23 protein-coding genes are annotated in these 26,368 nt (G+C 65.8%); 15 read left to right on the top strand and 8 right to left on the bottom strand.

The window, feature by feature from the left end:
* Positions 1-29: 29 nt before the first annotated feature.
* The 3 genes from HCZ97_RS08375 to HCZ97_RS08365 are packed head-to-tail and all read left to right on the top strand — an operon-like array spanning position 30 to position 3,165.
* Positions 30-1,112: an ABC transporter permease gene (locus HCZ97_RS08375; protein ID WP_167688251.1), complete on the top strand. Its 1,083-nt coding sequence runs from the start codon at positions 30-32 to the stop codon at positions 1,110-1,112.
* Positions 1,112-2,032: an ABC transporter permease gene (locus HCZ97_RS08370; protein WP_167688250.1), complete on the top strand. Its 921-nt coding sequence runs from the start codon at positions 1,112-1,114 to the stop codon at positions 2,030-2,032. The genes HCZ97_RS08375 and HCZ97_RS08370 overlap by 1 nt, the downstream gene beginning before the upstream one ends.
* A 41-nt stretch (positions 2,033-2,073) precedes the next feature.
* Positions 2,074-3,165 carry a BMP family ABC transporter substrate-binding protein gene (locus HCZ97_RS08365; RefSeq protein ID WP_167688338.1) on the top strand — a complete coding sequence of 364 codons (1,092 nt, stop codon included), beginning with the start codon at positions 2,074-2,076 and terminating at the stop codon, positions 3,163-3,165.
* Between the two features lie 459 nt (positions 3,166-3,624).
* Here HCZ97_RS08365 and HCZ97_RS08360 read toward each other — a convergent pair whose 3' ends face one another.
* A complete protein-coding gene (locus HCZ97_RS08360; RefSeq protein WP_167688249.1) occupies positions 3,625-3,885 on the bottom strand; it encodes a hypothetical protein in 261 nt (86 codons plus the stop codon).
* A 492-nt stretch (positions 3,886-4,377) separates the two neighbouring features.
* Complete coding sequence (locus HCZ97_RS08355; RefSeq protein ID WP_167688248.1) at positions 4,378-6,873, bottom strand: FAD-dependent oxidoreductase; 2,496 nt, start codon at positions 6,871-6,873, stop codon at positions 4,378-4,380.
* Here HCZ97_RS08355 and HCZ97_RS08350 point away from each other — a divergent pair.
* The 3 genes from HCZ97_RS08350 (at position 6,862) to HCZ97_RS08340 (ending at position 8,935) form a co-directional block, all read left to right on the top strand.
* Entirely contained in the window at positions 6,862-7,125 is a 264-nt protein-coding gene (locus HCZ97_RS08350; protein WP_167688247.1) for a hypothetical protein, read from the top strand. The genes HCZ97_RS08355 and HCZ97_RS08350 overlap by 12 nt on opposite strands.
* A 125-nt stretch (positions 7,126-7,250) precedes the next feature.
* On the top strand, positions 7,251-8,009 hold the full coding sequence (locus tag HCZ97_RS08345; protein WP_167688246.1) for an electron transfer flavoprotein subunit beta/FixA family protein: 759 nt from the start codon (positions 7,251-7,253) through the stop codon (positions 8,007-8,009).
* Positions 8,009-8,935, top strand: a complete 927-nt coding sequence (locus tag HCZ97_RS08340; protein ID WP_167688245.1) for an electron transfer flavoprotein subunit alpha/FixB family protein — start codon at positions 8,009-8,011, stop codon at positions 8,933-8,935. The genes HCZ97_RS08345 and HCZ97_RS08340 overlap by 1 nt, the downstream gene beginning before the upstream one ends.
* Positions 8,936-9,120: 185 nt before the next feature.
* Here HCZ97_RS08340 and HCZ97_RS08335 read toward each other — a convergent pair whose 3' ends face one another.
* Positions 9,121-9,987: a DUF6473 family protein gene (locus HCZ97_RS08335; RefSeq protein ID WP_167688244.1), complete on the bottom strand. Its 867-nt coding sequence runs from the start codon at positions 9,985-9,987 to the stop codon at positions 9,121-9,123.
* Positions 9,988-10,155: 168 nt separating this feature from the next.
* On the opposite strand from HCZ97_RS08335, the gene HCZ97_RS08330 reads away from it, so the two are divergent.
* A complete protein-coding gene (locus HCZ97_RS08330; RefSeq protein WP_167688243.1) occupies positions 10,156-11,031 on the top strand; it encodes a 3-hydroxybutyryl-CoA dehydrogenase in 876 nt (291 codons plus the stop codon).
* A 141-nt stretch (positions 11,032-11,172) separates the two neighbouring features.
* A complete protein-coding gene (locus tag HCZ97_RS08325) occupies positions 11,173-12,153 on the top strand; it encodes an FUSC family protein (RefSeq protein ID WP_167688242.1) in 981 nt (326 codons plus the stop codon).
* A gap of 146 nt (positions 12,154-12,299) precedes the next feature.
* Here HCZ97_RS08325 and HCZ97_RS08320 read toward each other — a convergent pair whose 3' ends face one another.
* The 4 genes from HCZ97_RS08320 to ccrA form a co-directional block, all read right to left on the bottom strand.
* Entirely contained in the window at positions 12,300-13,838 is a 1,539-nt protein-coding gene (locus tag HCZ97_RS08320; protein ID WP_167688241.1) for an ATP-dependent RecD-like DNA helicase, read from the bottom strand.
* 138 nt (positions 13,839-13,976) lie between these two features.
* Positions 13,977-14,222, bottom strand: coding sequence for a hypothetical protein (locus HCZ97_RS08315; RefSeq protein WP_217701751.1), 246 nt, complete (start codon positions 14,220-14,222; stop codon positions 13,977-13,979).
* 378 nt (positions 14,223-14,600) lie between these two features.
* Complete coding sequence (locus HCZ97_RS08310) at positions 14,601-14,876, bottom strand: hypothetical protein (RefSeq protein ID WP_167688239.1); 276 nt, start codon at positions 14,874-14,876, stop codon at positions 14,601-14,603.
* 228 nt (positions 14,877-15,104) lie between these two features.
* A complete protein-coding gene (ccrA, locus tag HCZ97_RS08305) occupies positions 15,105-16,391 on the bottom strand; it encodes a crotonyl-CoA carboxylase/reductase (RefSeq protein ID WP_167688238.1) in 1,287 nt (428 codons plus the stop codon).
* Between the two features lie 316 nt (positions 16,392-16,707).
* Here ccrA and HCZ97_RS08300 point away from each other — a divergent pair, with 316 nt between their 5' ends.
* The 5 genes from HCZ97_RS08300 to HCZ97_RS08280 all read left to right on the top strand — a co-directional run bounded on the left by HCZ97_RS08300 (position 16,708) and on the right by HCZ97_RS08280 (position 22,056).
* A complete protein-coding gene (locus tag HCZ97_RS08300; RefSeq protein WP_167688237.1) occupies positions 16,708-18,672 on the top strand; it encodes a methylmalonyl-CoA mutase family protein in 1,965 nt (654 codons plus the stop codon).
* Positions 18,673-18,768: 96 nt separating this feature from the next.
* On the top strand, positions 18,769-19,047 hold the full coding sequence (locus HCZ97_RS08295; protein ID WP_167688236.1) for an acylphosphatase: 279 nt from the start codon (positions 18,769-18,771) through the stop codon (positions 19,045-19,047).
* Positions 19,048-19,319: 272 nt separating this feature from the next.
* Positions 19,320-20,246 carry a hypothetical protein gene (locus HCZ97_RS08290; RefSeq protein ID WP_167688235.1) on the top strand — a complete coding sequence of 309 codons (927 nt, stop codon included), beginning with the start codon at positions 19,320-19,322 and terminating at the stop codon, positions 20,244-20,246.
* Positions 20,247-20,362: 116 nt separating this feature from the next.
* Positions 20,363-21,067, top strand: a complete 705-nt coding sequence (deoD, locus tag HCZ97_RS08285; RefSeq protein WP_167688234.1) for a purine-nucleoside phosphorylase — start codon at positions 20,363-20,365, stop codon at positions 21,065-21,067.
* Positions 21,064-22,056, top strand: a complete 993-nt coding sequence (locus HCZ97_RS08280) for an aldo/keto reductase (RefSeq protein ID WP_167688233.1) — start codon at positions 21,064-21,066, stop codon at positions 22,054-22,056. Before deoD ends, HCZ97_RS08280 begins: the two co-directional genes overlap by 4 nt.
* Here the strand turns inward: HCZ97_RS08280 and HCZ97_RS08275 are convergent.
* Entirely contained in the window at positions 22,053-22,895 is an 843-nt protein-coding gene (locus HCZ97_RS08275) for a DUF1989 domain-containing protein (RefSeq protein WP_167688232.1), read from the bottom strand. The two genes, HCZ97_RS08280 and HCZ97_RS08275, sit on opposite strands and share 4 nt — an antisense overlap.
* Positions 22,896-23,200: 305 nt before the next feature.
* Here HCZ97_RS08275 and HCZ97_RS08270 point away from each other — a divergent pair, with 305 nt between their 5' ends.
* Positions 23,201-23,611 (top strand): GFA family protein, encoded by a 411-nt coding sequence (locus HCZ97_RS08270; protein ID WP_167688231.1) that lies wholly within the window; start codon positions 23,201-23,203, stop codon positions 23,609-23,611.
* Positions 23,612-23,935: 324 nt separating this feature from the next.
* Positions 23,936-26,368 (top strand): transporter substrate-binding domain-containing protein (locus tag HCZ97_RS08265; protein WP_167688230.1); only part of this gene is annotated, 2,433 nt, incomplete at its 3' end.

The following is a 26,368-nucleotide window of genomic DNA, read 5'->3' as shown; positions in this document are numbered from 1 at the left end:
ATTTTTGGCAAGAAGAAAGGGGCGCGGGAATGCTGAGGCTGGAGAAGCGGCCGCAGCCGTCACGGACCCTGAGTTATGTCACCCCGGTGCTGGCGGTGCTGATCACAATGGTGGCAGGCGGGCTTTTGTTCGCGCTGCTGGGCAAGGATCCGGTGGCCGCGATCAGGACCATCTTCTGGGATCCGCTGTTCGGGGAATTTTCCTTTTATTACAGGCCGCAATTGCTGGTGAAGGGCGGGCCGCTGATCCTGATCGCGCTTGGTCTGAGCCTGGGCTTCCGGGCCGGGATCTGGAACATCGGGGCCGAGGGGCAGTACATCATGGGCGCCATCACCGGCGCCGGCGTGGCCCTGGCGCTTTACCCGCTCGAGGCCTGGTGGATCTTCCCGGCCATGATCATCGCGGGCGCGCTTGGCGGCTGGGCCTGGGCGATGATCCCGGCCCTGCTGAAGGTGCGGTTCGGGACAAACGAGATCCTGGTCAGCCTGATGCTGGTCTACGTGGCCGAGCAGTTCCTGGCCTCCATGGCGCTCGGGCTGATGAAGAACCCGGAGGGCTTCGGCTTTCCCGGATCGCGCAACCTGCAGCAATATGCATCGGCCCATAATGCAGAGATCATTGCCGATACGGGGATGCACTGGGGCGTGGCGGCGGCCTTTATCGCCGCGATCATGGCCTATGTGATGATGAACCGGCATATCCTGGGCTACCAGATCCGCCTGACCGGCGAGGCCCCGCGGGCCGCGCGGTTCTCTGGCGTCAAGCCGGCGCGGCTGGTGCTGTTCTGCATGGGCACCGCCGGGGCGCTGGCCGGGCTTGCCGGGGTTTTCGAGGTTTCCGGCCCCTCGGGCCAGATCTCTACCGGGTTCAACGTGGGCTATGGGTTCACCGCGATCATCGTGGCCTTCCTGGGCCGGCTGCATCCCTTCGGGATCGTGCTGGCCGGGCTTCTGATGGCCCTGACCTACATCGGCGGGGAAGCGGCGCAGAGTACGATGCAATTGCCGGGCGCCGCGATCCAGGTCTTCCAGGGGATGCTGCTGTTCTTCCTGCTGGCCGTTGATATGCTTACAAATTACCGGGTGCGCTTCGTCGCGCGGGAGGCGGTGTGATGGATGTTTCCGCGATCAATCCGGTTCTTCTTCTGGCCTCTCTCATGGTGGCGGCCACGGCCGTGCTGATCGCCGCCGTGGGCGAGCTGATCGTCGAGAAGGCGGGGGTTCTTAACCTTGGCGTGGAGGGGATGATGATCACCGGCGCCATCTGCGGCTTTGCCGCGGCCGTGACCACCGGGTCGCCGACCATCGGCTTCATCGCCGCCGCGGCCGGGGGCGCGGGGCTGTCTCTGCTGTTTGCGCTGCTGACCCAGTTTGCCCTGGCCAACCAGGTCGCAAGCGGGCTGGCGCTGACGCTTTTCGGGCTGGGCCTGTCGTCGCTGATCGGACAGGGCTACGTGGGGATCAAGCCGCCGCCCACTCCGGAGCTGGATATCCCGCTGCTGTCCGATATTCCCGTGCTTGGACCAGTGCTGTTCAGCCATGACCTGGTCGTCTACTTCGGCCTGGCCCTGGTGGCCGTAGTCTGGGCCTTCCTGAAGTTCACTCGCGGCGGGCTGATCCTGCGCGCGGTGGGGGAAAACCATGCCGCAGCCCATGCGCTTGGCTACAAGGTCGTTCGGATTCGCGTTCTTGCAATCCTGTTCGGCGGGGCCTGCGCGGGTCTTGGCGGGGCCTATGTCAGCCTTGTTCGGGTGCCGCAATGGACCGAGGGCATGACCGGCGGCGCGGGCTGGATCGCCCTGGCGCTGGTGGTCTTTGCCAGCTGGAAACCCTGGCGCGTCTTGCTGGGGGCCTACCTGTTCGGGGGCGTTACCGTGCTGCAGCTGAACCTGCAGGCCGCGGGGATTGCGGTGCCTGCCGAATATCTTTCAATGTCGCCATACCTGATCACCATCCTCGTGCTGGTCATCATGTCTGCGGATCGCAGCGCGGCGCCAGCCTCGCTCGGCCGCTCTTTCCATGCCTCTCAATAGGGCAGGAATTCTTTAAAAAAGGGGAGCAACCACAAATGCTTATGAAGAAAAGAACCTTCCTGGCCGGGGCCGCTACGGCGCTTGGCCTGACCGCCATGGCCACCGGCGCGGCCCTGGCCCAGGACGACATGACGAAGGTGGGCTTCATCTACGTCGGCCCGATCAACGATGGCGGCTGGTCCCAGCACCACCACGAGAGCGCGCTGAAGATGATCGAGGAGATCGGCGCCGACAAGGTGGAGATGGTCTACCAGGAAAACGTGCCCGAGGGCCCGGATTCCGAACGTGCCATGACCCAGATGGCGCTGAACGGGGCGGATATCATCTTTTCCACCTCCTTCGGCTACATGGATCCCACGCTGAACGTCGCAAGCAAGTTCCCGGACGTGAAGTTCGAACATGCCACCGGCTACAAGACCGCGCCGAACATGGCCGCCTATTCCGCCCGTTTCTACGAGGGGCGCGCGGTTCAGGGGACCATCGCGGGCTCCATGACCAAGAGCAACACGATCGGCTACATCGCCTCCGTGCCGATCCCGGAAGTCGTGCGCGGCATCAACTCTGCCTATATCCACGCCAAGAAGGTGAACCCCGACGTCGAGTTCAAGGTCATCTGGCTCTACACCTGGATGGACCCGGCGAAAGAGGCGGACGCGGCCCGGACCCTGATCGAACAGGGCGCGGACGTGATCCTGCAACACACTGATTCCACGGCACCTTTGGCCGCCGCTCAGGCAGCGGGCGACGTGATCGGCTTTGGCCAGGCGGGCGACATGGCGGAATATGCGCCCTCTCCCCGTGTCTCTTCCATCATCGACAACTGGGAGCCCTACTACACCTCCCGCGTGAAGGCGGTCATGGATGGCACTTGGGAATCCCACTCGGTCTGGGAAGGCATCAACACCGGCATGGTCGGCATCGGTGAGATCACCGAGGTCGTGCCGGAAGACGTGAAGGCCGCCGCGCTGGAGATGAAGGATGCGATCGCCGCAGGCGAATACCACCCCTTCACCGGCCCGCTGAACAAGCAGGACGGCACCCCCTGGCTGGCAGAGGGTGAAGTGGCCGATGACGGCACGCTGGCCGGCATGAACTTCTACGTCGAAGGGCTGGACGGCGAGATCCCGCAGTAAGCCGGACCGTCACGAAAGACTGGGCGCCGCGTCGGAGAAATCCGGCGCGGCGTTTTCTTGTGGTTAACGCGGTCTTGCGGCTGCGTGCGGGTCCGGGGCGGCGCTTTGGGTGCGAATCGAGCCCCGGGGCCTTGGTTAACAGGGAAATGGGGGCTGAAATCCACGTCTGTATCGCGTCGGTACGACGTCGGTATCACGTCGGTATTCTTGTCGGTATTTGCCGTGGTTAACGGAGCGCGCGGGGCTTCGCCGCGAACCGGGCGCAGGTGATCCCTGCGCTGCGGCGCGGGGGTTTTCCTGGCCGGCCGGCCATCGAGTTATCCGGAAAGGTCAGCGCCCCCTGCCCTGGCGCGCTTCGCCTGACACCGGGTGCCGGGGGCCCTGCCCCCACGAAAGAGCGGGGCTCGATGCCCCGCGCTTTCGTTCCTCCGCTTGGGGTGGGCCGAAGGCGCGCGCCCCTCAGGTCTTTGGTTCCTCGGGGTCGTCGTCATAGCGGATATCGGGATCTCGGAAGTCGTTGGGATCGAATTCTTCCGGATCATAGGCATCCTCGTCCTCGGCGATGCCGGTGACGCGGGTGGTGCCCGTGTCTTCGTCGTAGACTAGGCCATAGGTGGCCCGGCCGTCGGATTTGAAGCGCAGGTATTCGTGGATTCCCGCGTAGATGAAGGCCAGGGCGAAAGGCAGGAGGATCACGAGAGCGATCAGTTGCGCTTCCATGGAATGGCTCCTTTTGATCATGTTCGGCAAGGGCGGGCGGGACTGAGAATTCAGTGCGCCGCCGCGATTTTCCGGGCGAACATCAAGAGTGGCTTGGCCTTGAATCTGTGGCTCCCGACGGGGGAATGTCAATGGTTGCACGATGTGAGAGGGTCGCGTGGCCGGTGCGAACGCCCGGCGCACGGCCCGGAAAGCTGCGGAACCGATCCGGGACGCGGCTGGCGCGGGGCCTGTGGGAGGCCGTCGCTAAATCGCTGGTCCGGGGCTCCGCCCGTTCGCAAACCGACCCCTCCCCCGGAGGGGTCGCCGGGCCCGGCGGGCACGGTGCGCCTTTCCTGGCCGGGGCTCCGCCCGTTCGCAAACCGACCCCTCCCCCGGAGGGGTCGCCGGGCCTTACGGCCCGGTGCGCCTTTCTTTGCCGGGGCTCCGCCCGTTCGCAAACCGACCCCTCCCCCGGAGGGGTCGCCGGGCCTTACGGCCCGGTGCGTTTGCTCAGCCATCCACGCGGATATTGGCGTTCTTGGGGTCGTAGGGGCTGTCTTCCGTGATCTCCGCATCCCAGAGCTGGTCGAACATCTTCACCTTCAGCCGGGTGCCGGGCACCGCAAGCTCCGGCGTGACATAGCCCATGCCGATCGACTTACCGAAGGCCACCGAGTACCCGCCGGAGGTCAGGCGTCCGACCTTGGTGTCGCCGTCATAGAGCGCCTCGCGGCCCCAGGGATCGGCGTCTTCGGGGCCGTCGATCAGCAGGGTCACGCATTTGGAGCGCACGCCCAGGGCTTCCATGGCCTCCTTGCCGTGGAACTCCTTGCTGAGGTCGATGAAGCGCGGCAGGTCGGCTTCCGCAGGGGTCGCATCGCGGCCAAGCTCATTGCCGAAGGCGCGGTAGCTTTTCTCCTGGCGCAGCCAGTTCTGGGCGCGGGCACCGACCAATTTCAGGCCCAGCGGTTCACCGGCCTTCATCAGCACATCCCAGAGGTGGTTCTGCATCTCCATCGGGTGGTGCAGTTCCCAGCCCAGCTCCCCGGTATAGGCCACGCGGATGGCTTTCACGGGCACCATGCCCAGTTCGATCTGGCGCGCGGAGAGCCAGGGGAAGCGCTTGTTGGACAGCGCCGTTTCCGGGTCCGCATCGCGGATCAGGCCCTTGAGCAGGTCGCGGGATTTCGGCCCGGCCACGGCGAAAACGCCCCATTGGGTGGTGACATCCTGCACGATGACCAGCTTGCCGGTGCGCGCCATGAAATCCTCGGCCGACTTCAGCAGGTAATCCTGGTCATAGGCGGTCCAGGCCCCGGCGGAGACCAGGTAATAGCTGTCTTCGGCGTTGCGCACGATGGTGTATTCCGTGCGCGTGGTGCCGGCGCCGGTCAGCGCATAGGTCAGGTTGATGCGGCCCACCTTGGGCAGCTTGTTGCAGGTGAACCAGTCCAGGAACTCGGTCGCGCCATTGCCCTTGACCGTGTGCTTGGTGAAGGCGGTGGCATCGACCAGGCCGACCCCTTCGCGGATCGCCCTGGCCTCTTCCACGGCATATTGCCACCAGCCGCCCCGGCGGAAACTGCGCGCGTCATGGTCGTTGAAGCCTTCGGGGGCGTAGTAGTTCGGGCGTTCCCAGCCGTTCACATGGCCGAACTGCGCCCCGGCCGCCTTCTGGCGGTCATAGGCCGGAGAGGTGCGCAGCGGGCGCGCCGCCGGGCGTTCCTCGTCCGGGTGGTGCAGGATGAAGACGTGTTCGTAGGATTCCTCGTTCTTCGCCGCGGCGTAGTCGTTGGTCATCCAGGAGCCGTAGCGCTTGGGATCGAGCGAGGCCATGTCGATCTCTGCCTCGCCCTCCACCATCATCTGCGCAAGGTAATAGCCGGTGCCGCCCGCAGCGGTGATCCCGAAGGAGAAGCCCTCGGCCAGCCACATGTTGCGCAGGCCCGGCGCGGGGCCGACCAGCGGGTTGCCATCCGGGGTATAGCAGATCGGGCCGTTGAAATCGTCCTTCAGACCGACGGTTTCGGAAGACGGCAGACGATGGATCATCGACATGTACTCTTCCTCGATCCGTTCCAGATCGAGCGGGAAGAGATCGGCGCGGAAGCTGTCGGGCACGCCGAAGCGGAAGCGCGAGGGCGCGTTCAGCTCATAGGGGCCCAGGATCCAGCCTCCGCGTTCCTCGCGGACGTACCACTTGGCATCGGCGTCGCGCAGCACAGGGTGCTCTGCCCCGCCGTTCTTGCGGTATTCGACCAGCGCGGGATCGGGTTCGGTGACGATGAACTGGTGTTCGACGGGGATCGCGGGGGTCTTGATGCCCAGAAGGCGCGCGGTGCGCTGCGCGTGGTTGCCGGTGGCGGTGACCACGTGTTCCGCGGTGATCACGACCTGCTCTTCCAAGGGTACCAGGTTGCCGCCCTTCTCCCCCATCTTGGTGCAGGTGACTTCCCAGGCTTCGCCGTTCCAGTGGTAGGCATCGACCTGCCACTTGCGTTCGATCGTCACGCCGCGCTGACGCGCGCCCTTGGCCATGGCCATGGTGACGTCCGCGGGGTTGATGTAGCCATCGGTGGGGTGGAAGATCGCGCCCTGCAACCCCTCGATGTTGACCAGCGGCCAGCGCTCCTTGATCTGGGCGGGGCTCATCCATTCGTAGGGCACGCCCGCCGTCTCTGCGGTAGAGGCATAGAGCATGTATTCGTCCATCCGCGCCTGGGTCTGGGCCATGCGCAGGTTGCCCACCACGGAGAAACCGGCGTTCAGGCCTGTCTCTTCCTCGAGCGTCTTGTAGAAATCGACGGAGTACTTGTGGATATGGGTCGTCGCGTAGCTCATGTTGAAGAGCGGCAGCAGGCCCGCGGCATGCCAGGTGGAGCCTGAGGTCAGCTCATCCCGTTCCAGCAGCATGACGTCCTGCCAGCCTGCACGCGCAAGGTGGTAGGCGATGGAGGTTCCGACGGCGCCGCCGCCGACGACAAGAGCTTTGACATGGGTTTTCATGGCACACCTTTCCTGTTGGAGGCCGTTGGAACGATCCCGGTGGGCCGGGTCTGGCATGACCTTTACCAGCCATGGCAAATTCCGCAGGGTCCAGCCGACCAATTCCACGCCGAAACCGACCTTCGCCGATTTTCCTTTCTTCAGAGAGACCATTCGCGCAACATCCGCAGGCGCGCTGGTCAAAATATGCCCGATTTTAGCCAAATCATTCCGCATTGCGGAATTAACTCTGCCCTGCGGAAGAAAACGTGACGTTGCGCGACCATCGAAAGTCTGTTTTGGCCTGTCATGCCCGGGAGCTAGCTTATATCAACCCCGTGAGTGGACGCGGTGGGTCGAATCCGCTGCGTCACCGGCAACAGATGGAGTGACCGCCAATGAAGGTACTTGTGCCTGTCAAACGCGTGATCGACTACAACGTGAAGGTCCGCGTGAAAGCGGACGGCAGCGGTGTCGATCTTGCAAACGTGAAAATGTCGATGAACCCCTTCGACGAGATTGCCGTGGAAGAGGCGATCCGCCTGAAGGAAGCCGGCAAGGCCGAAGAGGTCATCGCCGTATCCATCGGTGTCAAACAGGCCCAGGAGACCCTGCGCACCGCCCTGGCGATGGGCGCGGACCGTGCGATCCTGGTCGTGGCTGCCGAGGACGTGCATGACGACATCGAACCGCTGGCCGTCGCCAAGATCCTCAAGGGGATCATCGACGAGGAACAGCCGGGCCTGGTCATTGCCGGGAAACAGGCGATCGACAACGACATGAACGCAACCGGCCAGATGCTGGCGGCGCTGACGGGCTACGCCCAGGCGACCTTTGCCAACACGCTGGACGTGGATGGCGAAAGTGCCGTGGTGTCGCGCGAAGTGGACGGCGGCCTGCAGACCATCAAGGTCAAGCTGCCCGCGATCATCACCGCCGACCTGCGCCTGAACGAACCGCGCTACGCGTCGCTTCCCAACATCATGAAGGCCAAGAAGAAGCCGTTGGATGAGAAGACGCCCGCCGATTACGGCGTCGATCCCGCGCCCCGCCTGCAGGTCGTCAAGACCTCTGAGCCGGAGACGCGCCAGGCTGGCGAGATGGTCGGCTCTGTCGATGAGCTGGTGGCAAAACTCAAAGAGAAGGGGCTCGTGTAATGGCTGTTCTTCTGCTTGCCGAAATCAATGACGGCGTGCTGGCCCTGGATGCCACCGCCAAGGCCGTGACCGCGGCCGCCAAGCTGGGCGATGTGCATGTGCTCTGCGTCGGGGCCTCCGTCGCCGATGCCGCCGGTGAAGCCGCCAAGATCGCCGGTGTCGCCAAGGTGCTGACCGCCGAGGATGCGCTGTATGGCCACCGCCTGGCAGAGCCGGTGTCGGTCCTGCTGGCCAAGCTGGGCGCGGATTACGACCACATCGTGGCCCCCGCGACCACGGATGCCAAGAACATCCTGCCGCGCGTCGCCGCCCTGCTGGACGTGATGATCCTGTCCGACGTGACCGCCGTGGTCGATGCCGATACCTTCGAGCGTCCGATCTATGCCGGCAACGCCGTGCAGACCGTCAAGTCGATGGATCCCAAGAAGGTCATCACCTTCCGGACCTCCACCTTCGATGCCGCCGGTGATGGTGGCTCCGCCGCTGTCGAGGCCGTCTCTGCCGCCGAAGATCCCGGCCTGTCGGAATGGGTCGAGGACAAGGTGGCCGAAAGCGACCGTCCCGAGCTGACCTCTGCCGGGGTCGTGGTGTCGGGTGGCCGTGGCGTTGGCTCCGAGGAGGACTTCGCGCTGATCGAGAAGCTGGCGGACAAGCTGGGGGCGGCTGTCGGCGCCTCCCGTGCGGCAGTGGATTCGGGCTTTGCGCCGAACGACTGGCAGGTCGGTCAGACCGGCAAGGTCGTGGCGCCGGATCTCTACGTGGCCGTCGGCATCTCCGGTGCGATCCAGCACCTTGCGGGGATGAAGGATTCCAAGGTCATCGTGGCGATCAACAAGGACGAAGAGGCGCCGATCTTCCAGGTTGCCGATTTCGGCCTGGTCGCCGACCTCTTCGAAGCCGTGCCAGAGCTGATCGAAAAGCTCTGAGGTGCAAGGTGGGGTCACCCCCACCCCACGGATCTTGCGAAGGCCCGCCAGGACTGGCGGGCCTTTTGCGTTTCGCGCGGGAGCGCAAGCGACAAGCACCGGCGGAGCGGGGGCCCTGCCCCCGGCGACACCGGTGCTCCCTCCCCTTAGGCAGCTCCCCCCTGCGCTCCCCTCCCTTGGCGCTCCTAGCGCAGGTGGCGGGGGCGCTTTTCGCTGAGCATGGCGGTCAGGGGCCCCACCAGCATTTCGGCGGCAAGCTCATGGGCGGCCACCGGCAACATGCGGGCGGCGGCCTCTGCCTGGGCCTCGGTGAAGAACATCCCCCGGCTGCCAAGGGCCAGAAGATCGGCACTGGGCACGGCGCAAGCCAGGCCTTCGGCGGTCTCGCTCAGCCGCGCCACCATCTCCTGGGTCACGAAGGCCGGATCGCCGGACAGTTCATCGGCTTGTGTGCCCTCTTCGCCCGGCACACCGGGGGCATGGCGGGCGAACCAGAACAGCATCACCGGCGGCGCGATGCGCCCTAGCAGAAGCTGCATCCGCAACAGCCAGGCCGCCTGAAGCTCTGCCCGCAGAGTGGCAAAGCGCGCGCCATCCAGCTCGCGCAGGCTGCTCAGCAGGTGGCCGGTGTAGTGGAAGGCAGTGAAATCGACCTCTGGAAAAAGGCCGCGCATCAGCCCGGTGGCCTGCAGGAAGCGATCGTTGCGGCGCGGGTGGACGGCGTAATAGCGGTTGGACATGTTGCGCGCGCCGGGCAGGCGCAGCACCACGGCGCGCGCGCCATTGATCACCTTCAGCAGATCGGGATCCGCCAGCCAGGCATCCGGCCCGGCATTGGGAATCGCCAGGTTCACCGCCGGCAGGCCGGAATCCTCTTCCACCATGCAGGGATAGGGCCGTGCGACGAAACGACCATAGGTCTCATCCCCGCCGAGAAAGACCATGTACTCCCCCTCAAGCGCGCGCGTAGGCCCGCGAAACAGCTGCGCGCTCTGCCCGTAATGGCAGGGAAAATACTCCAGCCCGCCCAGGCCCTGCTGTATGATGGACATCGATCTCTCCCCTGGTGCGAAACCCCTGGGCCCCGGTCATGAGGCAGAAATCTTGCCAAGTGGCTAAGCCGGGAGATTTAGTGAATTCGACGCGGCAGCGCAGCGAAGGCTTGCGGCGGCCAGCGCATTTGGCCACATTGCGCGCGACATCAGACGAAGGAGAGCGGCGTGGACATCAGGAAGATCGGCGTGATCGGCGCGGGACAAATGGGCAATGGCATCGCCCATGTGCTGGCGCTTTCCGGCTATGACGTCTTGCTCAACGACATCAGCCAGGAGGCGCTGGACAAGGCGCTGGACCTCGTGTCGCGCAACCTCGACCGGCAGGTCAGCCGCGAAAAGATCACCCAGGTGGAAAAGGATGCCGCCATGGGGCGGATTTCCACCACCATGACGCTGGCGGACCTGGGCCCCACCGACCTGGTGATCGAGGCCGCGACGGAGCGCGAGTCGGTCAAGGAAGCCATCTTTGCCGAGCTGCTGCCGCACCTGAAGCCGGAAACGATCCTGACCTCCAATACCTCTTCCATCTCCATCACGCGCCTGGCCAGCCGCACGGACCGGCCGGAAAAGTTCATGGGCTTCCACTTCATGAACCCCGTGCCGGTGATGCAGCTGGTGGAGCTGATCCGCGGCATCGCCACGGATGAACCCACCTACAAGGCCTGCCTCAAGGTGGTGGAGACCATCGGCAAGACCGCCGCCAGCGCCGAGGATTTCCCCGCCTTCATCGTCAACCGCATCCTGATGCCGATGATCAATGAGGCCGTCTACACGCTCTACGAAGGCGTCGGCAACGTACGCTCCATCGACGAGGCGATGAAGCTGGGCGCCAATCACCCGATGGGCCCGCTGGAGCTGGCCGATTTCATCGGGCTGGACACCTGCCTGGCGATCATGAACGTGCTGCACGAAGGGCTGGCCGATACCAAGTACCGCCCCTGCCCGCTGCTGACCAAATACGTGGAGGCCGGCTGGCTGGGCCGCAAGTCCGGGCGCGGCTTCTACGATTACCGCGGCGACACGCCCGTCCCCACCCGCTAAGCCACCAGGCACCAGGCGCCACGCCGGATCCGCACCGCGCGGGCCCAGCCATGCGCAGGCGTCAGGCCGGGGTTGATTTGCCTTCGAGAAGCCACCGGGTGTACAGCCCGGGTCTTCCGAAGTCAGATCAACAGGACCGGCATGACCGATACGCCCCATTTCAAGGCCCTCCAGCTTTTCGTCGCCGCCTTCGGCGCGCTCTCCCTGGCAATGGCCCTGGGGCTCAGCCATCCCTTCTGGGCCGCCATGCCCGTCTGGGTCGTGGTCCAGCCCTACCGGCAGGACCTGCTGATCCGCGGCGTGCTGCGGGTGCTGGGCACGCTGGTGGGCGCGGCCCTGGGCCTTGGCGTCCTGCTGACCAGCGACAGCGTGGCCTTCCACGTCATTGCCCTGGGCCTGCTGGTGGGCGGCTTCACCGCGCTCAGCTTCTGGATCGGCACGGTCTATTCCTACGGCGCGACCTTGGCGGCCATGACCGTGGCCGTGGTGTTGCTGCCGGCCGTCGCCTTCCAGTCCGATCCCGTGGTGCTGGCCGTGGACCGGGTCTGGTGCACGCTGATCGGCGTGATCGCCGTGACCCTGGCCACCGTGGCCTTCACCGGCCCGCGGGGCACGCGGATGCCGCTGCGCATCGATCACGGCCGCCAAAAGACCCTGCCCCGCGGGATGATCGCCGGCCTCGGTGCCATGGGCGCCATGCTCCTGGCAGAGATCTTCGGCGGGCCTGTCGCCGTCTCTGCGGGCCTGGCAATCTGCATCTACGCCATCCTGGTCGGCACGATCCCGGATCCCCGCCCGCTGGTGAAATACCTGCTGCCCGGTGTCACCATCGGCCTGGCCACCGGCCTGGCCTATCGCGCCCTGCTAAGCGCCACCGGCACCGACATGACCGTGATGCTGGCCCTCACGGCGGCCTTCTTCGGCGCCCTGGCCTGGCTGCGCTGCAATCCCCGCACCGCCGCCCTTGGCATGGACAGCTTCATGATCTTCCTGCTGACGGCAGAGGTCGGCAGCCCCGGCCATTCCCTGGCCCAACAGGGCCTGGGCGGCCTGGCGCTGCTGGCCAGCGCAAGCGCCATGGTGCTGCTCTACCGCCCGATGCTCAAACGCCAGACGATCTGAGCCCGGCCCCGACCACCATCCGGGACCACGACACGCGCCCGCCGCCGTCCGGGCACCGCCCCCTGTCTTCTTCTTGCCGAAAAACTCTGGGGGGAACGCTTTCGGCCCCCATCGAGGGGGCCGAAAGCGTGGGGGGCAAAGCCCCCCTACTCGCCCTCGACCTGGGCGGACAGCTCTAGCGGCGCGGCAACCCGCTGGGCGCGCAGATCCTCCACCCCAAGCGCATCATCGGGCTTCTTCAGCATCGCCCGCGTCACCCAGAGCAGACGCTGCTCTGCCCGCGTGATCGCGACATAGGCCAACCGCTTCCACAGCGGTTGCCCGGCCTCGTTCCGCCCGGCGCGGAAAGCCGCGTAGATATCCGGCGCAAAGACCTGCACATCGCCCCACTGGCTGCCCTGCGCCTTGTGGATCGTCACCGCCGCCCCGTGCAGGAAGGTCGCCCCCATGCGCGCCGCATAGGGGATAAAGGGCTCTTCCTCGCCCGGTTTCTCGATCTTCACGATGGAGGCCGCGGACACCTGCGGGTTCTCTGCCCCCACCACGTGCAGGCGGGAGAACCCCGCGCGCTGGCCGGGGCCCAGGTAGATCACCTGCGCGCCCTTGATCAGCCCGCGTGCCTCCAGGTCCAGCCGCTTCTTGCGGTGCTTGAGCGGCAGTTCGATGCCGTCGCAGATCAGCGGCTCTCCGGGCAGCAGCGCATCTTCCGGCGCGCCGTAGGCGTTGCGGAAGGCATGGATCAGCCGGATCCGGGTCGCGTTGCGCCAGACCAGCACGGGCGAGCGCGCCATCAGCTCCGCCTCGACCCGGCTGGCCCAGACCACGCGGTCATCGCGCTGCGCGGCCTCTTCGACCATGCGTTCGAACCGATAGAAATCCACCAGCGGATCGGCCAGGGCATGGGCCAGGTCCAGGATCGGGTTGCCCGCGTCCTGGCGGTGAATGCGGCTTAGCTCAAGCCGGGCGGGTTCCGGCAGCTTCTCGAACACCATCTCGCCGGATTGCCCCACCGGGGCCAGCTGCGCCGGATCCCCGAAAAGCACCAGGTTGGGAAAGATCTCTTTCAGGTCATCGAGTTGCTTTTCATCCAGCATCGAGGCCTCGTCCACGAAGCCCAGGTCCAGCGGATCGTCGCGCCGTTTCCAGCCGGTGATGAAATCCGAGCCCCGCAGCCCCGCCATGGCCAGCGCCGCTGGCACCGAGCGGTGGCTTTCATAGCTGAGCCGGGCGCGGTCCAGCGCCTCTTCGGTCAGCCCCTCGATCTCTGGCTTGTCGCCCCGGCCTTCCAGCCACTCCGCGATCTTCTCGTATTCCGGGTCATAGACCGGCGTATAGAGGATGCGGTGAATCGTGGTCGCGGGCACCCCGCGCAGCCGCAGGACAGAGGCCGCCTTGTTCGTGGGCGCCAGGATGGCGATGCTGCGGGCTTCCTTGGCGCGCTTGGGCTCGTAATCGCCGGTCACCAGCGCCAGGCCGGCGGCCTCGGCGGCCTCGGCCAGGGCCGAGAGCAGCAGCGTCTTGCCCGACCCCGCCTTGCCGATCACGGCCATCACGCGGGAGCGGCCCTCTTGCGCGGGTTGGGTCGTGCCGGCCTCCAGATCGATGCCGGCACCGCGCAGCGCCTCGGCGATGCGGTCATAGGCTTCGGCCTGGTCATCAGAGAAGGTAAGGGCGGGGAGCGTCATGGCGCGACGCTACAGCCTGGCGGGCAAAAGCACCAGCGGGGGGCGGGCGTCAGGCACCGGGAAATCGCATGGAAACCGCGTCTTGTGGGGGCACCCGCGCGCGCGGCGTCACGGCCCGCCTAGCCCCCCGGCGAAGGCTCAGCCCGCATCCCCGTCGTTGCCATCGCCCGTGATCCGGCGGCTGCCCCGGGCCGAGGCATGGTCATCCTGCGCCCCTGCCCCTGCCGTTTCGCCCTTGTCCTGGGCCTGCTGCTGGATTTCCTGCCGGCCAACCTGGATCGTCGTGACGATCTGTGCCGCCATGTTGTCCAGGCCCCTGTCCTGCGCGACGCGCAGAAGATCGGTCAGCACGTCGATCATCCAGAGGTCGCCTTGCCGCACCATTCCTTCGGCCCCATCCACTCGTTACTGATTTCAAATCACAAAAGACACATGCGAAATAAACCATAGGTTGCATTTGATTTCTATCTTTTCGCCACGTCAGGCGCCTTCCGGCCCGCAAGGCGCCGCGCCCCCGGCAAGCCATGGCGGGGCTGCTTGCGCCTACGGCAAGGGGTGTCAGAGGGGATTTGGGAAAGGGATTTAACGGGCGCGAACACGGCGTTGAGCCGCGACAAGCGCGGCTTTGTCCCTGTTATCTCCGCCCCGTTGACACTTGCGCCCATGATTTTTGCGCCCGTGATCCTCTACCCCGGTGATCCCGGCAAATGATCCTGAGGGCGGGCGCGGCCAGTGGGGCCGCGCGGGCCTTGCGTGGCGCGGTCAGTTGCGCCGGTAGCCCGCGGGCGGGCTGGAGGGATAGTAGCGATCTGCCTCCTGAACGGTGCGGCGCGGCGCAAGGGCTTCCATGCGCTTGCGATAGATCTCTTCCTGGGTGATCCGCGTACAGACCGCCAGTTCATCCACCAGCCGCATCATGCCGCGTTCCTTCGCGGCCTCCTGCAGGTCGGCGATCACGTCGACCATCCATTGATCGCGCGCCACCCTGGGAAAGGGCGGCGGGCTTGGTTCCGTCTGGTATCCTTGCTGAACGCGCATGATCTCTCTCCACCTTGTCAGACCGCAACGGCACAGAGGTGCCGCCATCGGTCGTGAACCGATCCCCTTCGGATCCGCCAGATGGGCCTGACCCACCGGGCAGCAGCCTGCCCGGCCGGGGCCCAGGCCCCCTGACGATATCCGGAGTCCCCCGACTCATCCGTTACTGTGGCAGAGATCCCCCTAACAAATCGTTAGGATCTTCAAACCGTCCCGCCCTGGGCCCGCTCAGGAGCGCGCCTCTAGCACGTCTTCGACCGTGCGCAGACCCGTGCGCGGGGCCTGGACCAGCACGGCCATGTTGCCGGGCTTGTGCTGGTTGCGCAGCATCTTGGTATGGGCGCGCGGGATCTCTTCCCAGGGGAAGACCTCTGACATGCAGGGGTCGATCCGGCGTTCGATCATCAGCTTGTTCGCCGCCGAGGCCTGCTTGAGATGGGCAAAGTGGCTGCCCTGCACGCGCTTCTGGTGCATCCAGAGATAGCGCACGTCGAAAGTGCAGTTGAACCCGGAGGTCCCGGCGCAGATCACCACCATGCCGCCCTTCTTGCACACGAAGGTGGAGACCGGGAAGGTCGCCTCGCCCGGATGTTCGAAGACGATGTCCACGTTGTTGCCCTTGCCGGTGATGTCCCAGATGGCCTTGCCGAACTTGCGCACTTCCTTGAACCAATCCGCGTATTCGGGCGTGTTGACCGTGGGAAGCTGGCCCCAGCAGTTGAACTCCTTGCGGTTGATGACGCCCTTGGCGCCCAGGCTCATGACGAAATCGCGCTTGTCCTCTTCCGAGATCACGCCGATCGCATTGCCGCCCGCCGCGTTGATCAGCTGGATGGCAAAGCTGCCCAGCCCCCCGGAGGCGCCCCAGACCAGCACGTTCTGGCCGGGCTTGAGCTCATGCGGGTGGTGCCCGAAAAGCATCCGGTAGGCGGTGGCCAGGGTCAGCGTGTAGCAGGCACTTTCTTCCCAGGTCAGGTGCCTGGGGCGCGGCATGAGCTGCTGGGCCTGGACGCGGGTGAACTGCGCGAAAGAGCCATCCGGCGTCTCATAGCCCCAGATCCGCTGGCTGGGGGAATACATCGGGTCGCCGCCGTTGCATTCCTCGTCATCGCCATCGTCCTGATTGCAGTGGATCACGACCTCATCGCCCACTTTCCAGTTCTTCACGCTGGAGCCCACGGCCCAGATCACACCCGAGGCATCGGAGCCCGCGATGTGATAGGGCGCGCCGTGTCCGTCAAAGGGAGAGATCGGCTGGCCAAGCCCGGCCCAGATGCCGTTGTAGTTCACCCCGGCGGCCATCACGAGCACGAGAACCTCATGGCTGTCGAGCACGGGCGTATCCACTACCTCTTGCTGGAAGGAGCTTTCCGGCTCTCCGTGGCGTTCGCGACGGATGGCCCAGGCGTACATCTTCTTGGGCACATAGCCGAGCGGGGGCAGTTCCCCCACCTCGTAAAGGTCCTTTTCGGGCGCTTCGTAGGGGGCGATCCCCTGCTGCCTATCCAAAGCCATGAACTCCTCCTGTTGCTCCCATTGCCGCAATGCAGAATCGCGGCTGCTGGGTTTGAGATACGTTTCGCGCAGTAACTTTGCAACTTATTTTTACCATCTTGAGTAATTTTATGTCTCACAGAATGCGATCATCTGGCAGTGTTTCCCTTGTTTACTTGATTCCGTTCGGAAATCCCCCTGCCCTGCGCCAGGCAGGTGGCGGCGCTGGCGCAGCGCGCCCTCCCTTAGGGTCACCGCCGCGTCGCAGCGAATTGACAGAGGCATTTTCTTTCTTGTAGGAATTCCTAATGGTAATTTCGTTTCAACGAGGATCCCCATGACAGAGCTTCCGCAGCGGGACCGCCCCTGGCTTTTCCGGACCTATTCCGGGCATTCGACGGCCGCCGCCTCAAACGCGCTCTACAGGTCCAACCTGGCCAAGGGGCAGACGGGGCTTTCCGTGGCCTTCGACCTGCCCACGCAGACGGGCTATGACAGCGATCACGTGCTGGCGCGCGGTGAGGTCGGCAAGGTCGGCGTGCCGGTCTGCCACCTGGGGGACATGCGCACGCTCTTCGACCAGATCCCGCTGGCAGAGATGAATACCTCCATGACGATCAACGCCACGGCACCCTGGCTGCTGGCGCTTTACATCGCGGCGGCAGAGGAACAGGGGGCGGATATCTCTGACTTGCAGGGGACGGTGCAGAACGACCTGATCAAGGAATACCTGAGCCGGGGCACCTATATTTGCCCGCCGGAGCCCAGCCTGAAGATGATCGCCGACGTAGCAGAGTACTGTTATACCAACGTGCCCCGGTGGAACCCGATGAACATCTGCTCCTACCACCTGCAGGAGGCCGGCGCGACGCCGGAGCAGGAGCTGTCCTATGCGCTGGCCACCGGCATCGCTGTGCTGGACGCCCTGCGCCCCCGCGTTCCGAAGGAAGATTTCCCGCGCGTCGTGGGCCGCATCAGCTTCTTCGTCAACGCCGGCATCCGCTTCGTGACGGAAATCTGCAAGATGCGCGCCTTCGTCGATCTCTGGGACGAGATCTGCCAAGAGCGCTACGGGGTGGAGGATCCCAAGTTCCGCCGCTTCCGCTACGGGGTCCAGGTGAACTCGCTCGGCCTGACGGAGCAGCAGCCGGAAAACAACGTGCCCCGCATCCTGATAGAGATGCTGGCGGTCACCCTGTCCAAGAACGCCCGCGCCCGCGCGGTGCAGCTGCCCGCCTGGAACGAGGCGCTTGGCCTGCCCCGCCCCTGGGATCAGCAATGGTCGCTGCGGATGCAGCAGATCCTGGCCTATGAGACCGACCTGCTGGAATACGGCGACCTGTTTGACGGCAACCCGGCGGTGGCGGCCAAGGTGGCGGCGCTGAAGGACTCCGCCCGGGCGGAGCTGGCCAACCTGGATGCCATGGGCGGGGCCATCGGGGCGATCCCCTACATGAAGGCGCGGCTGGTGGAGTCCAACGCAGAGCGCGTCGCCCGGATCGAGGCCGGGGAAACCGTGGTCGTCGGCGTGAACCGCTGGCAGGCCGGAGAGCCCTCTCCGCTGCTGGGCGGGGACGGCGGCATCCTGACGGTTGATCCTGCGGTTGAGGCCGATCAGCTGGAGCGTCTGGAGGCCTGGCGCGCCCAGCGCGACGATGCCGCGTTGAAGGACGCCCTGGCAGAGCTGCGCCGCGCCGCCCAGGCCGGAGAGAACATCATGCCCGCCTCCATCGCGGCGGCCAAGGCCGGGGCGACCACCGGCGAATGGGCCGCGACCATGCGCGCGGTGCACGGCGAATATCGCGGCCCCACCGGCGTTGCCGCCGGCCAGTCCAACCGGACCGAGGGGCTGGAAGAGCTGCGCGCCCAGGTCGATGCGGTCAGCGACCGGCTGGGGCGGCGGCTGAACTTCGTCATCGGCAAGCCGGGGCTGGACGGGCATTCCAACGGGGCAGAGCAGATCGCCTGCCGGGCGCGGGATTGCGGCATGGCCATCACCTATGACGGCATCCGCATGACCCCGGAAGAGATCGTCGCCTCGGCCCGCGACCAGCAGGCCCATGTGCTGGGGCTGTCGGTGCTGTCGGGATCTCACCTGCCGCTGGTGGAAGAAGTCCTGAAGCGGCTACGTGACGACGGTATCGCCCTGCCCGTCATCCTGGGTGGCATCATCCCGGAAGGCGACATGGCCCGCCTGAGGGAGCTGGGGGTCACGGCGATCTACACCCCCAAGGATTTCGAGCTGAACCGCATCATGCGCGATGTCATCGAGCTGGCCGAAAAGGTCCCCGTGGAGGCCTGAGCCCGCCCCGCCCCCGCGTCATCCCCGCGATCCCATGGAGCCCAGCGCCCGTCCCGTGCTAGGATGCGCGCCGGAGCAGGCAATGGGAGGCCCGACATGACTGGCAAGATCAGCCGCCACATCCGCGTGACCGGCCGCGTGCAGGGCGTGGCCTACCGCGCCTGGACGCGCGGACAGGCGCAGCAGGCCGGCCTGTCCGGGTGGGTCCAGAACGAGGGCGATGGCTCTGTCACCGCGCTGATCCACGGCCCGGAAGCCGACGTGCAGCGCCTGATCGATGCCTGCTGGACCGGCCCCGGCGCCGCAGAGGTCCGCGATGTGCAGTCCGAAAAGGCCGCCCCCCCGGACTGTAGCGACTTCCGCATCCTGCGCTGAGCGGCGTCAAAACGGGCAGCTCCGCCTGAGCCGCTTTCGGCTGCCCCTTAAAGGGCCCCGAGCCGGTAGCCAGGCGCAACTTTTGGCCGATGGTTTGGCCTGCCCTCAGCAATCTGCCGCCAGTGCCGCTACGGCGCTGCAGAGCAGCATTTGAGTTTCCGCAGCCGCACACCATCTCAAGCTTCATGCGGCCCAGGTTCCTCCCCCTCATGGCCGGCTGCCTTGCATCGCTCGTCCTGGCTTTGCCCGCTTTTGCGGGATCAGAGACGACCTTGTTGCGGCCCCGCGCCATCTCCTACGCTCCGAGCGGCAGCTCGGTGCTGAACATTCAACGCGACTGGAGCAGCCTGACGCTGAACCTGCTGGCGCCGCAGGGGCAACGCCGCCTGGGTGGGCTGGGCATGGGGCAAGGGTTCACCCACCTCACGCTGGGCTATGCGGGCAATGACTCCCAGCGGGATATCTCTGTCTCCCTCGGGCAGGCCTGGCGGCAGGCGGTCAGCGACAGCATGATCATCGGGGTGAATGCCTATCTGGATTTCGGCCAGCAGCCGATCTCTCACCAGATCATGAGCCAGGCCACGCTGGGCGTGGAATACGAAAGCGCCTCTGGCTACGGGATGGGACAGGGCAACCTTGTCTTCGGCTCGAACCTGTACCTGCCCTTTGCCGATTACACCGCGCCGCGGTTCGGACTGGATGGCTGGGTGCCCCGGCGGGGCATGGACAGCTACATCGCCCTGACCCGCAGCCCGCGCGCCGGGCTGACCTATGGCACGCGGCTTTCAGTCTTTCATTACCCCGCCAGCACCTATCGCGCGGCGCGCGGCATCGGCACCTTTTCCGTGACCGGAGAGATGACCCGGGGCTTGCCCGAGGGATCCGCGCTCAGCGCCGATCTGACCGGGCGCTATACCCCGGGCGAGCCGCTGACCCCGCGCCTAGAGCTGGAATACCGCCAGCAGCTTGTCCCCCCCGCGCCCCAGGGCCAGCAGGTGGTGGGCCCGCTGCGCCCCTCGCGCGATTGCGACATCGTGGAGGGCGACACCCGGCTGGAGCGGCTGGATTGCGGGCGCTCACAATACGAAGCGACCCGCCGCCACCAGGTTTATCGCCCCCATGGCCGCGATACGGAGGCCGCCGTCACCGTGCCCGCGCCGCGCCGCCGGCTGGGCTATGGCGGCTTCTACGTGCCCTGAGGCGGCCCCTTCACTCTCCTGCGCGCCCTGCGATCCGCTTTCGTGAGGCGCCCTCCCTTGCCCCTGCCGGTAAACCGCTTACTCTGCACGGCAAATCCTGACCAAGAGGCCATTCAATGACCATTCATATCGGGGCCGAACCCGGCCAGATCGCCGAGACCGTGCTGCTGCCCGGGGACCCCTACCGCGCCCGCTGGGCCGCAGAGACCTTTCTTGAGGATGTCGAGCTGGTGAACGAGGTGCGCGGGATGCTGGGCTATACCGGCATCTGGAAGGGCCACCGCGTGACGATCCATGGCTCCGGCATGGGGATGCCCTCCCTGTCGATCTACGTGAACGAGCTGATCCGCGAATACGGCGCAAAGACCCTGATCCGCATCGGCTCCTGCGGGGGGATGCAGGAAAGCGTCAACGTGCGCGACGTGATCCTGGCGATGACCGCCTCTTCCATGTCGACGCCATCGCGCGGGATCTTCAAGGAATTCGACTTTGCCCCCTGTGCCGACTACGGCCTGCTGGCCGCGGCCCATGCGGCGGCCACGGCCAAGGGCACGCCCGTCCATGCCGGGGGGATCTATTCGGCGGATGTCTTTTACGACGAGCGCCCCGACCTGAACGAACAGATGACCCGTCACGGCATCCTGGGCGTGGAAATGGAAGCGGCAGAGCTTTACACGCTGGCCGCCCGCTACGGCTGCCGCGCGCTGGCCGTGCTGACCGTCTCGGATCACCTCATCACCCATGAAGCCCTGCCCGCGGATGAGCGCGAACGCAGCTTCGGCGACATGGTCGAAATCGCCCTGGAGGCCGCCTTCGCATGACATTCAAACAGGTTGAACTTGGCCGCACCGGGCTGAAGATCCCCCAGCTTGGCTTCGGAGCCATGTCGATTTCCGGCATGTTCGGACCGGTGGAAGAAGACACCGCGCGCAACACGCTTGCCGCCGCGCTGGAGACCGGTATCACCTTCTGGGACACGGCCAATATCTACGGCATGGGCATTTCGGAAAGCATCATCGGGCGGTTCCTTGAGGGCAAGCGCCCCGAGGGGCTGGTGATCGCGACCAAGGCCTCCATCATTCCCGGGCCGCCGCGGCGCATCGACAACAGTTACGATTACCTGCGCGCAGAGCTCGAGGGATCGCTGGAACGGCTGGGCCTGGACAGTGTGGACCTGTTCTATGCCCACCGCCATGACCCCGAAACCCCGCCCGAGGAACTGGCCGAATCCATGGCCCGCCTGATCGAGGACGGCCTGACCAAAAGCTACGGCCTGTCCGAGATCGCGCCCTACACGCTGGCGCGCGCCCATGCGGTGCACCCGGTCGCGGCGGTGCAGAACGAATATTCGCTCTGGTCGCGCCAGCCGGAGCTGGGGCTGACCCAGCTGTGCGAACGGCTGGGCGTCAGCTTCGTGGCCTTCTCTCCGCTGGCGCGGGGGATGTTCGGGGAAACCTCTGTCGATCCGCGCACCATGAGGCCCGGCGATTTCCGCAACCAGAACCCGCGCTTCATGGAGCCGAACTATTCCGCCAACCTTGCCGCCATCGATGGCTTCCGCGACTGGGCGCAGGGCAAGGGCTGGACCGTCGCCGGGGCGGCGCTGGCCTGGATCCTGGACCAGGGCGATCACCTGGTGCCGATCCCGGGGACGCGCACCGCCGCGCATCTGCGCGAATGGATGGACGCCGCGACCATCGAGCTGACGCCCGAGGACCGGGCAGAGATCGCCCGGCTGCTGCCCGTGGGCTTTGCCCATGGCGACCGCTACGGCGATGGCCAGCTGGTGGCCGTCGAGCGCTATTGCTAGAGCCCGTGGCTGCGATCGTAGCTTGAGACCTGCGGGCCCTGCCAGCCTTTCAGCGCGGCGGGGTCCGGGGTCAGCCGCTCTACCTTCAGGGGATGGCAGGCGGCACTGTCCGAGGAATGCTCGGCACTGCAATCGCCCCCCGGGCAGGCAGAGAGCGCGCCCAGCAGGTCGATCTCTGCAAAGAAGGTCAGATGGTCGCCCGGGCGCACCGGGCTGGCCTTCATGAAGTACTGGCCCGTGTCTCGGGTGAAGCCGGTGCACATGAAGACATTGAGCACATCATGCACATGACCCTCGGCCTCTGTCACGGGGAGGCCCAGCGCCTGGGCCAGCGCGCGGGTCAGGTTGGAATGGCAGCAGTGGTGGTACTGCGTGCCGGCCAGCAGGTTGCCGGTGTAGGGATCGCAGCGCGTGCCGATCACGTCATGGACGGAGCCGCCGTGCGGATCGATCCCGTACCAGCCCAGGCTGTCTTCGGTGATCGTGGCCATGGGGCGCAGGAAGGGAAAGGACGACCAGAGACGTTCGCCCGTGGTCACATGGGTGCCGTGCAGGGCGCGGGTCTTGCCGGAATAGAAACGCTCTGAAAGGTCATGGGCGTTCCAGAGGTTCAGGTCGCCGACCTGGGGGCCCTCCACGCTGGAGATGCGAAAGAACTGGCCGGCCGGCACGCGGAAAGTCGCGGCATCGCGGGGCGGCACCAGCGTTGTTTCCGTGACCTCTGCCGTGGCGAGCACAGCGCGATAGAGCGCAAGGTCCGGGCGCGGCAGGGTGTCATTGGGATAGCAGATGACGGGCGGGATGGCGCGGCGGGCAGCGGCGTCTGTGGGTTCGCTCATGGGGGCCTCCGGTCTTTTGGGCAGGGAAGCCGTTGGCGGGGAGAGATGCAAGGGCGTTGCGCCTGGGACTGGGGTCGGGATGCCTCCGGCGGGAGTTTTCGGGCAAGAAGAAGGGAGGAGGTGGGCGCCGGATTGACCGGGGGCGCGCGGGTGGTGGGCCTGAGGGGCGCGGCAGGGGCATGGCTGGAACCCCTTTGCGATCCGGTTCGTGGGGCCGTTTTGACGCTTGCCGCCCACACGGATGACGAGTGATAAGACGCGGGCATGTCCCCGGGCCATCCGGGCCCATGTTGAAAGGAGGTCGCATGGACGCGCAGGAACACACCGGGCAATGCCTTTGCGGCACTGTGAAGTTCACCATCCATGGCGCCTTTGAGAGCTTCTTCCTGTGTCACTGCAGCCGCTGCCGCAAGGACAGCGGCTCTGCCCATTCGGCGAACCTGTTTTCCTCAGGGGCAAGGCTGACCTGGGATGCAGGGGAGACCAGCACAAAGATATTCGCTCTTCCCGGCTCCCGGCACGTGAAGAGTTTCTGCGGGGAATGCGGCTCTGCCCTGCCATTTTACCAGGCGGAGACTGGACTTGTGGTGGTTCCGGCAGGGTCCCTCGACAGCCGGATCGACATCCGGCCCATGGCGCATATCTGCTGCGCCAGCCGCGCGGAGTGGGACGAGGGCCTGGCCTTTCTTAACGAGATCGAAGGTCTGCCCGGCTAGGATGACGGCGCCGCGGCCCCGGCCCTGACGCCCGCTCTCTGCATCCGGTTTCGCAGCCTGCCCTGCCGGTGACCGCCTGCGCGCCCCGCAAAGGCGCGGATCTGACCCGGGCATCGCGCGCTGTGCCGCCCCCTCCGGCCCCGGCCTTTGCAACCGGAAGAGGCATGACATTGTCGCCAAGGACGCGTATCGATGAAAACAGATGTATGGCAAAGGTCGCCTTGGTCACCGACCACGGGCCATGGTGGAGACTTGCCCCAGGCATGGGGATCGAGCTGAGAAAGCCGGGAAAGGCGCAGATTGCAGCGGAGTATCGTCAGATGCTTGTTCCTGAAGAGGTGCTGGGCCCTCGCCCTGTTGCAGGCCTGTCTTTGGGCGGTGCCCGCAGCCCTGGCGCAGGACGGCGACCGGGCGATGGTGCGCGTGCCCTGGACGGCAAGCGCCGGCTACAGCTTTACGGATCCGGACGGTACGCCGCATAGTTTCTTCATCGACCTGGCCCGGATGATCGCCGACGAGGCGGAATTCGACGTCACCTTCGTCGAATACCCCTCGCCCGTCGCGGCCACCCAGGCGATCCGGGACGGCGACGCCGACATGCTGGCCGGCGTGAACCGCGCGGTCTTCGACAGCCCTGAGGTTCTTTTCGCCGGGCCCGTGGCCGAAACGCAGTTCACGCTTTTCCTGCGCCAGGACGCGCCGCAGGACATGAGCTTCGGGACGTTCGAGGGCGCGCGCGTCGGGGCGGTGCGCGATACGGTCGCCAGCCGGATCACGCCGCCGGATGGCACGGAAATGGTGCTTTTCGACGACCAGATCACCGCCTTCGGCAAGCTGCTGAACAGCGAAGTGGACGGTGTCATCGCCCTGTCACCGCTTGGCCTGCGCACCCTGCGCAAGACCGGGCTGGAAAGCCTGATCCGGCCCAGCTTCCCGCCCATCCGGCAGAACCAGCACTTCGTCGCGCTCAGGCAGGAGCACGCCGATCTGCTTCCCCGGATCGAGGCGGCCGTCACCCGGCTTGAGGACAACGGCGCCCTGGAAAGCCTGCGCGGCAAGTGGTTCATGGTGCCCGCCATCCCGGTGCCGGATGTGCTGACCGTCGGCGTCACGCATTTCCCACCCTATTCGCTTGTCGAAGAAGACGGCACCTTCAGCGGCTTTTCCATCGACGTCATCCGCGAGGTCGCGGAACGCGCCAATATCGACCTGCGGTTCGTGGCCATCAGCCGGGAAAGCTGGACCCGGGGGCCGCGCCTGGACGCCTTTGACCTGCTGCCCGCGCGCAGCGTGACCGAAGCGGAAGAGGAGTTCCTGGAATTCACCAGCCCGATCCAGAGCATCGATTACGTGACCTTCGTGCGCACGGAGGACGCAGGCAAGGAGCTGGACCCGGACAGCGACAGGATCGGCCTGCTTTTCAGCTCTCCGCTGTTTGACAAGATCGGCCAGACCCTTGGCACGGAGCTCGTGCCCGTTGCCGGCATCGAAGAGGCCGCCAGCGCCCTGGGCGACGGCACCGTCGATGCGGTGATCTTTCCCCGGCGCACCTTCGAGGATTACGTGACAGAGGCCGGCACCAGCGGCCAGTTTGCCCGCCTGCCGGAGCCGCTGTTCCAGAATGAGCTTGCCATCGCCATGCGCCCCGGCCTGGGCGATTTGCAGGAACGGCTTAACGTCGTGATCCAGGGTTTCCTTGGCTCTGGCCAATACCGCCAGATCGCCGCGCGCTGGCTGGAGCCGCCGCAATTCTGGACGCCCGAGCGTGTGACGCGGATGCTCTATGGTTTTGCCGCGCTTGTTGGCCTGGGCGCCACGGCCTTCATCATTCAGAACTGGCGGGCCCGCAGGACGGCCGAGCGGCTGCACGCGGTCGCCGCGGCCTCCAACTCGCGCCTGGCGGCGGTACTGTCCGGCACCAGCCAGGCGGTCTTCGGTTTCGGCACGGATGGATCGCTGGCCATCGCCAATCCCAGCGGGCGGGCCCTGCTTGGGCTGGATCCGACGGGGCCGGCGCAGTGGCCCGCCTATGCCGAACTGATCGATCCCGTGTCCGGCAAGGTCTGGAACTTTGCTGAAAATGACATCCAGGAGATGTCGGACCAGGACTCCGTGCATGGGCAGCTTTGCCTGTTCCGCACCGAAAGCGCGCAAACGCCGCGCTATGTGCGCCTGACCTCGGACACGGTCAGCGCGACCGAAAGCGGCCTGGCCTCCATCCTGATCGTCGACGATGACCACCTGAACGAGATGAACCGCCAGCAGCTTGACCGGTCGCAGCGCCTGTCCTCTCTGGGGATGCTCACGGGCGGGCTGGCGCATGATTTCAACAACGTGCTTGGCAGCATCCTGTTCAATGCGGAGATCGGGCAGATGCGCGGGCCGGACGCCGCCCCCGAGGTGCTGGAACGAATCGTCACCGCGGTGGGCGCGGGGCGCAACCTGACCCACCGCCTGCTTGCCTTCTCCCGTGAGACGCCGCAGGACCCCCGGCCCGTGAACGTCGGCGACAGCTTCAAGGAGCTGGGCATCCTGGCCCGCTCCGCGATCACGGAAGCGATCACCCTGGATCTGCCGGATATCGACACGGAGTTGTTCGTCTTCTGCGACGTCGGGGAACTGGAAAACGCCCTGCTGAACCTGATCCTGAACGCCAGGGATGCCATGCATGACGGCGGGATCGGGGACAGGATCAAAGGGGGAGAGCGAAGATATGAGAGCGACCACCAGAACGCCTTCACAACGGACAACCGCGAC

Origin of the sequence: Pseudooceanicola sp. HF7 (assembly GCF_011806405.1) — a bacterium.
In the GTDB taxonomy this organism is placed as follows: domain Bacteria; phylum Pseudomonadota; class Alphaproteobacteria; order Rhodobacterales; family Rhodobacteraceae; genus Pseudooceanicola.
This window is presented reverse-complemented; position numbering and strand designations above follow the sequence as displayed.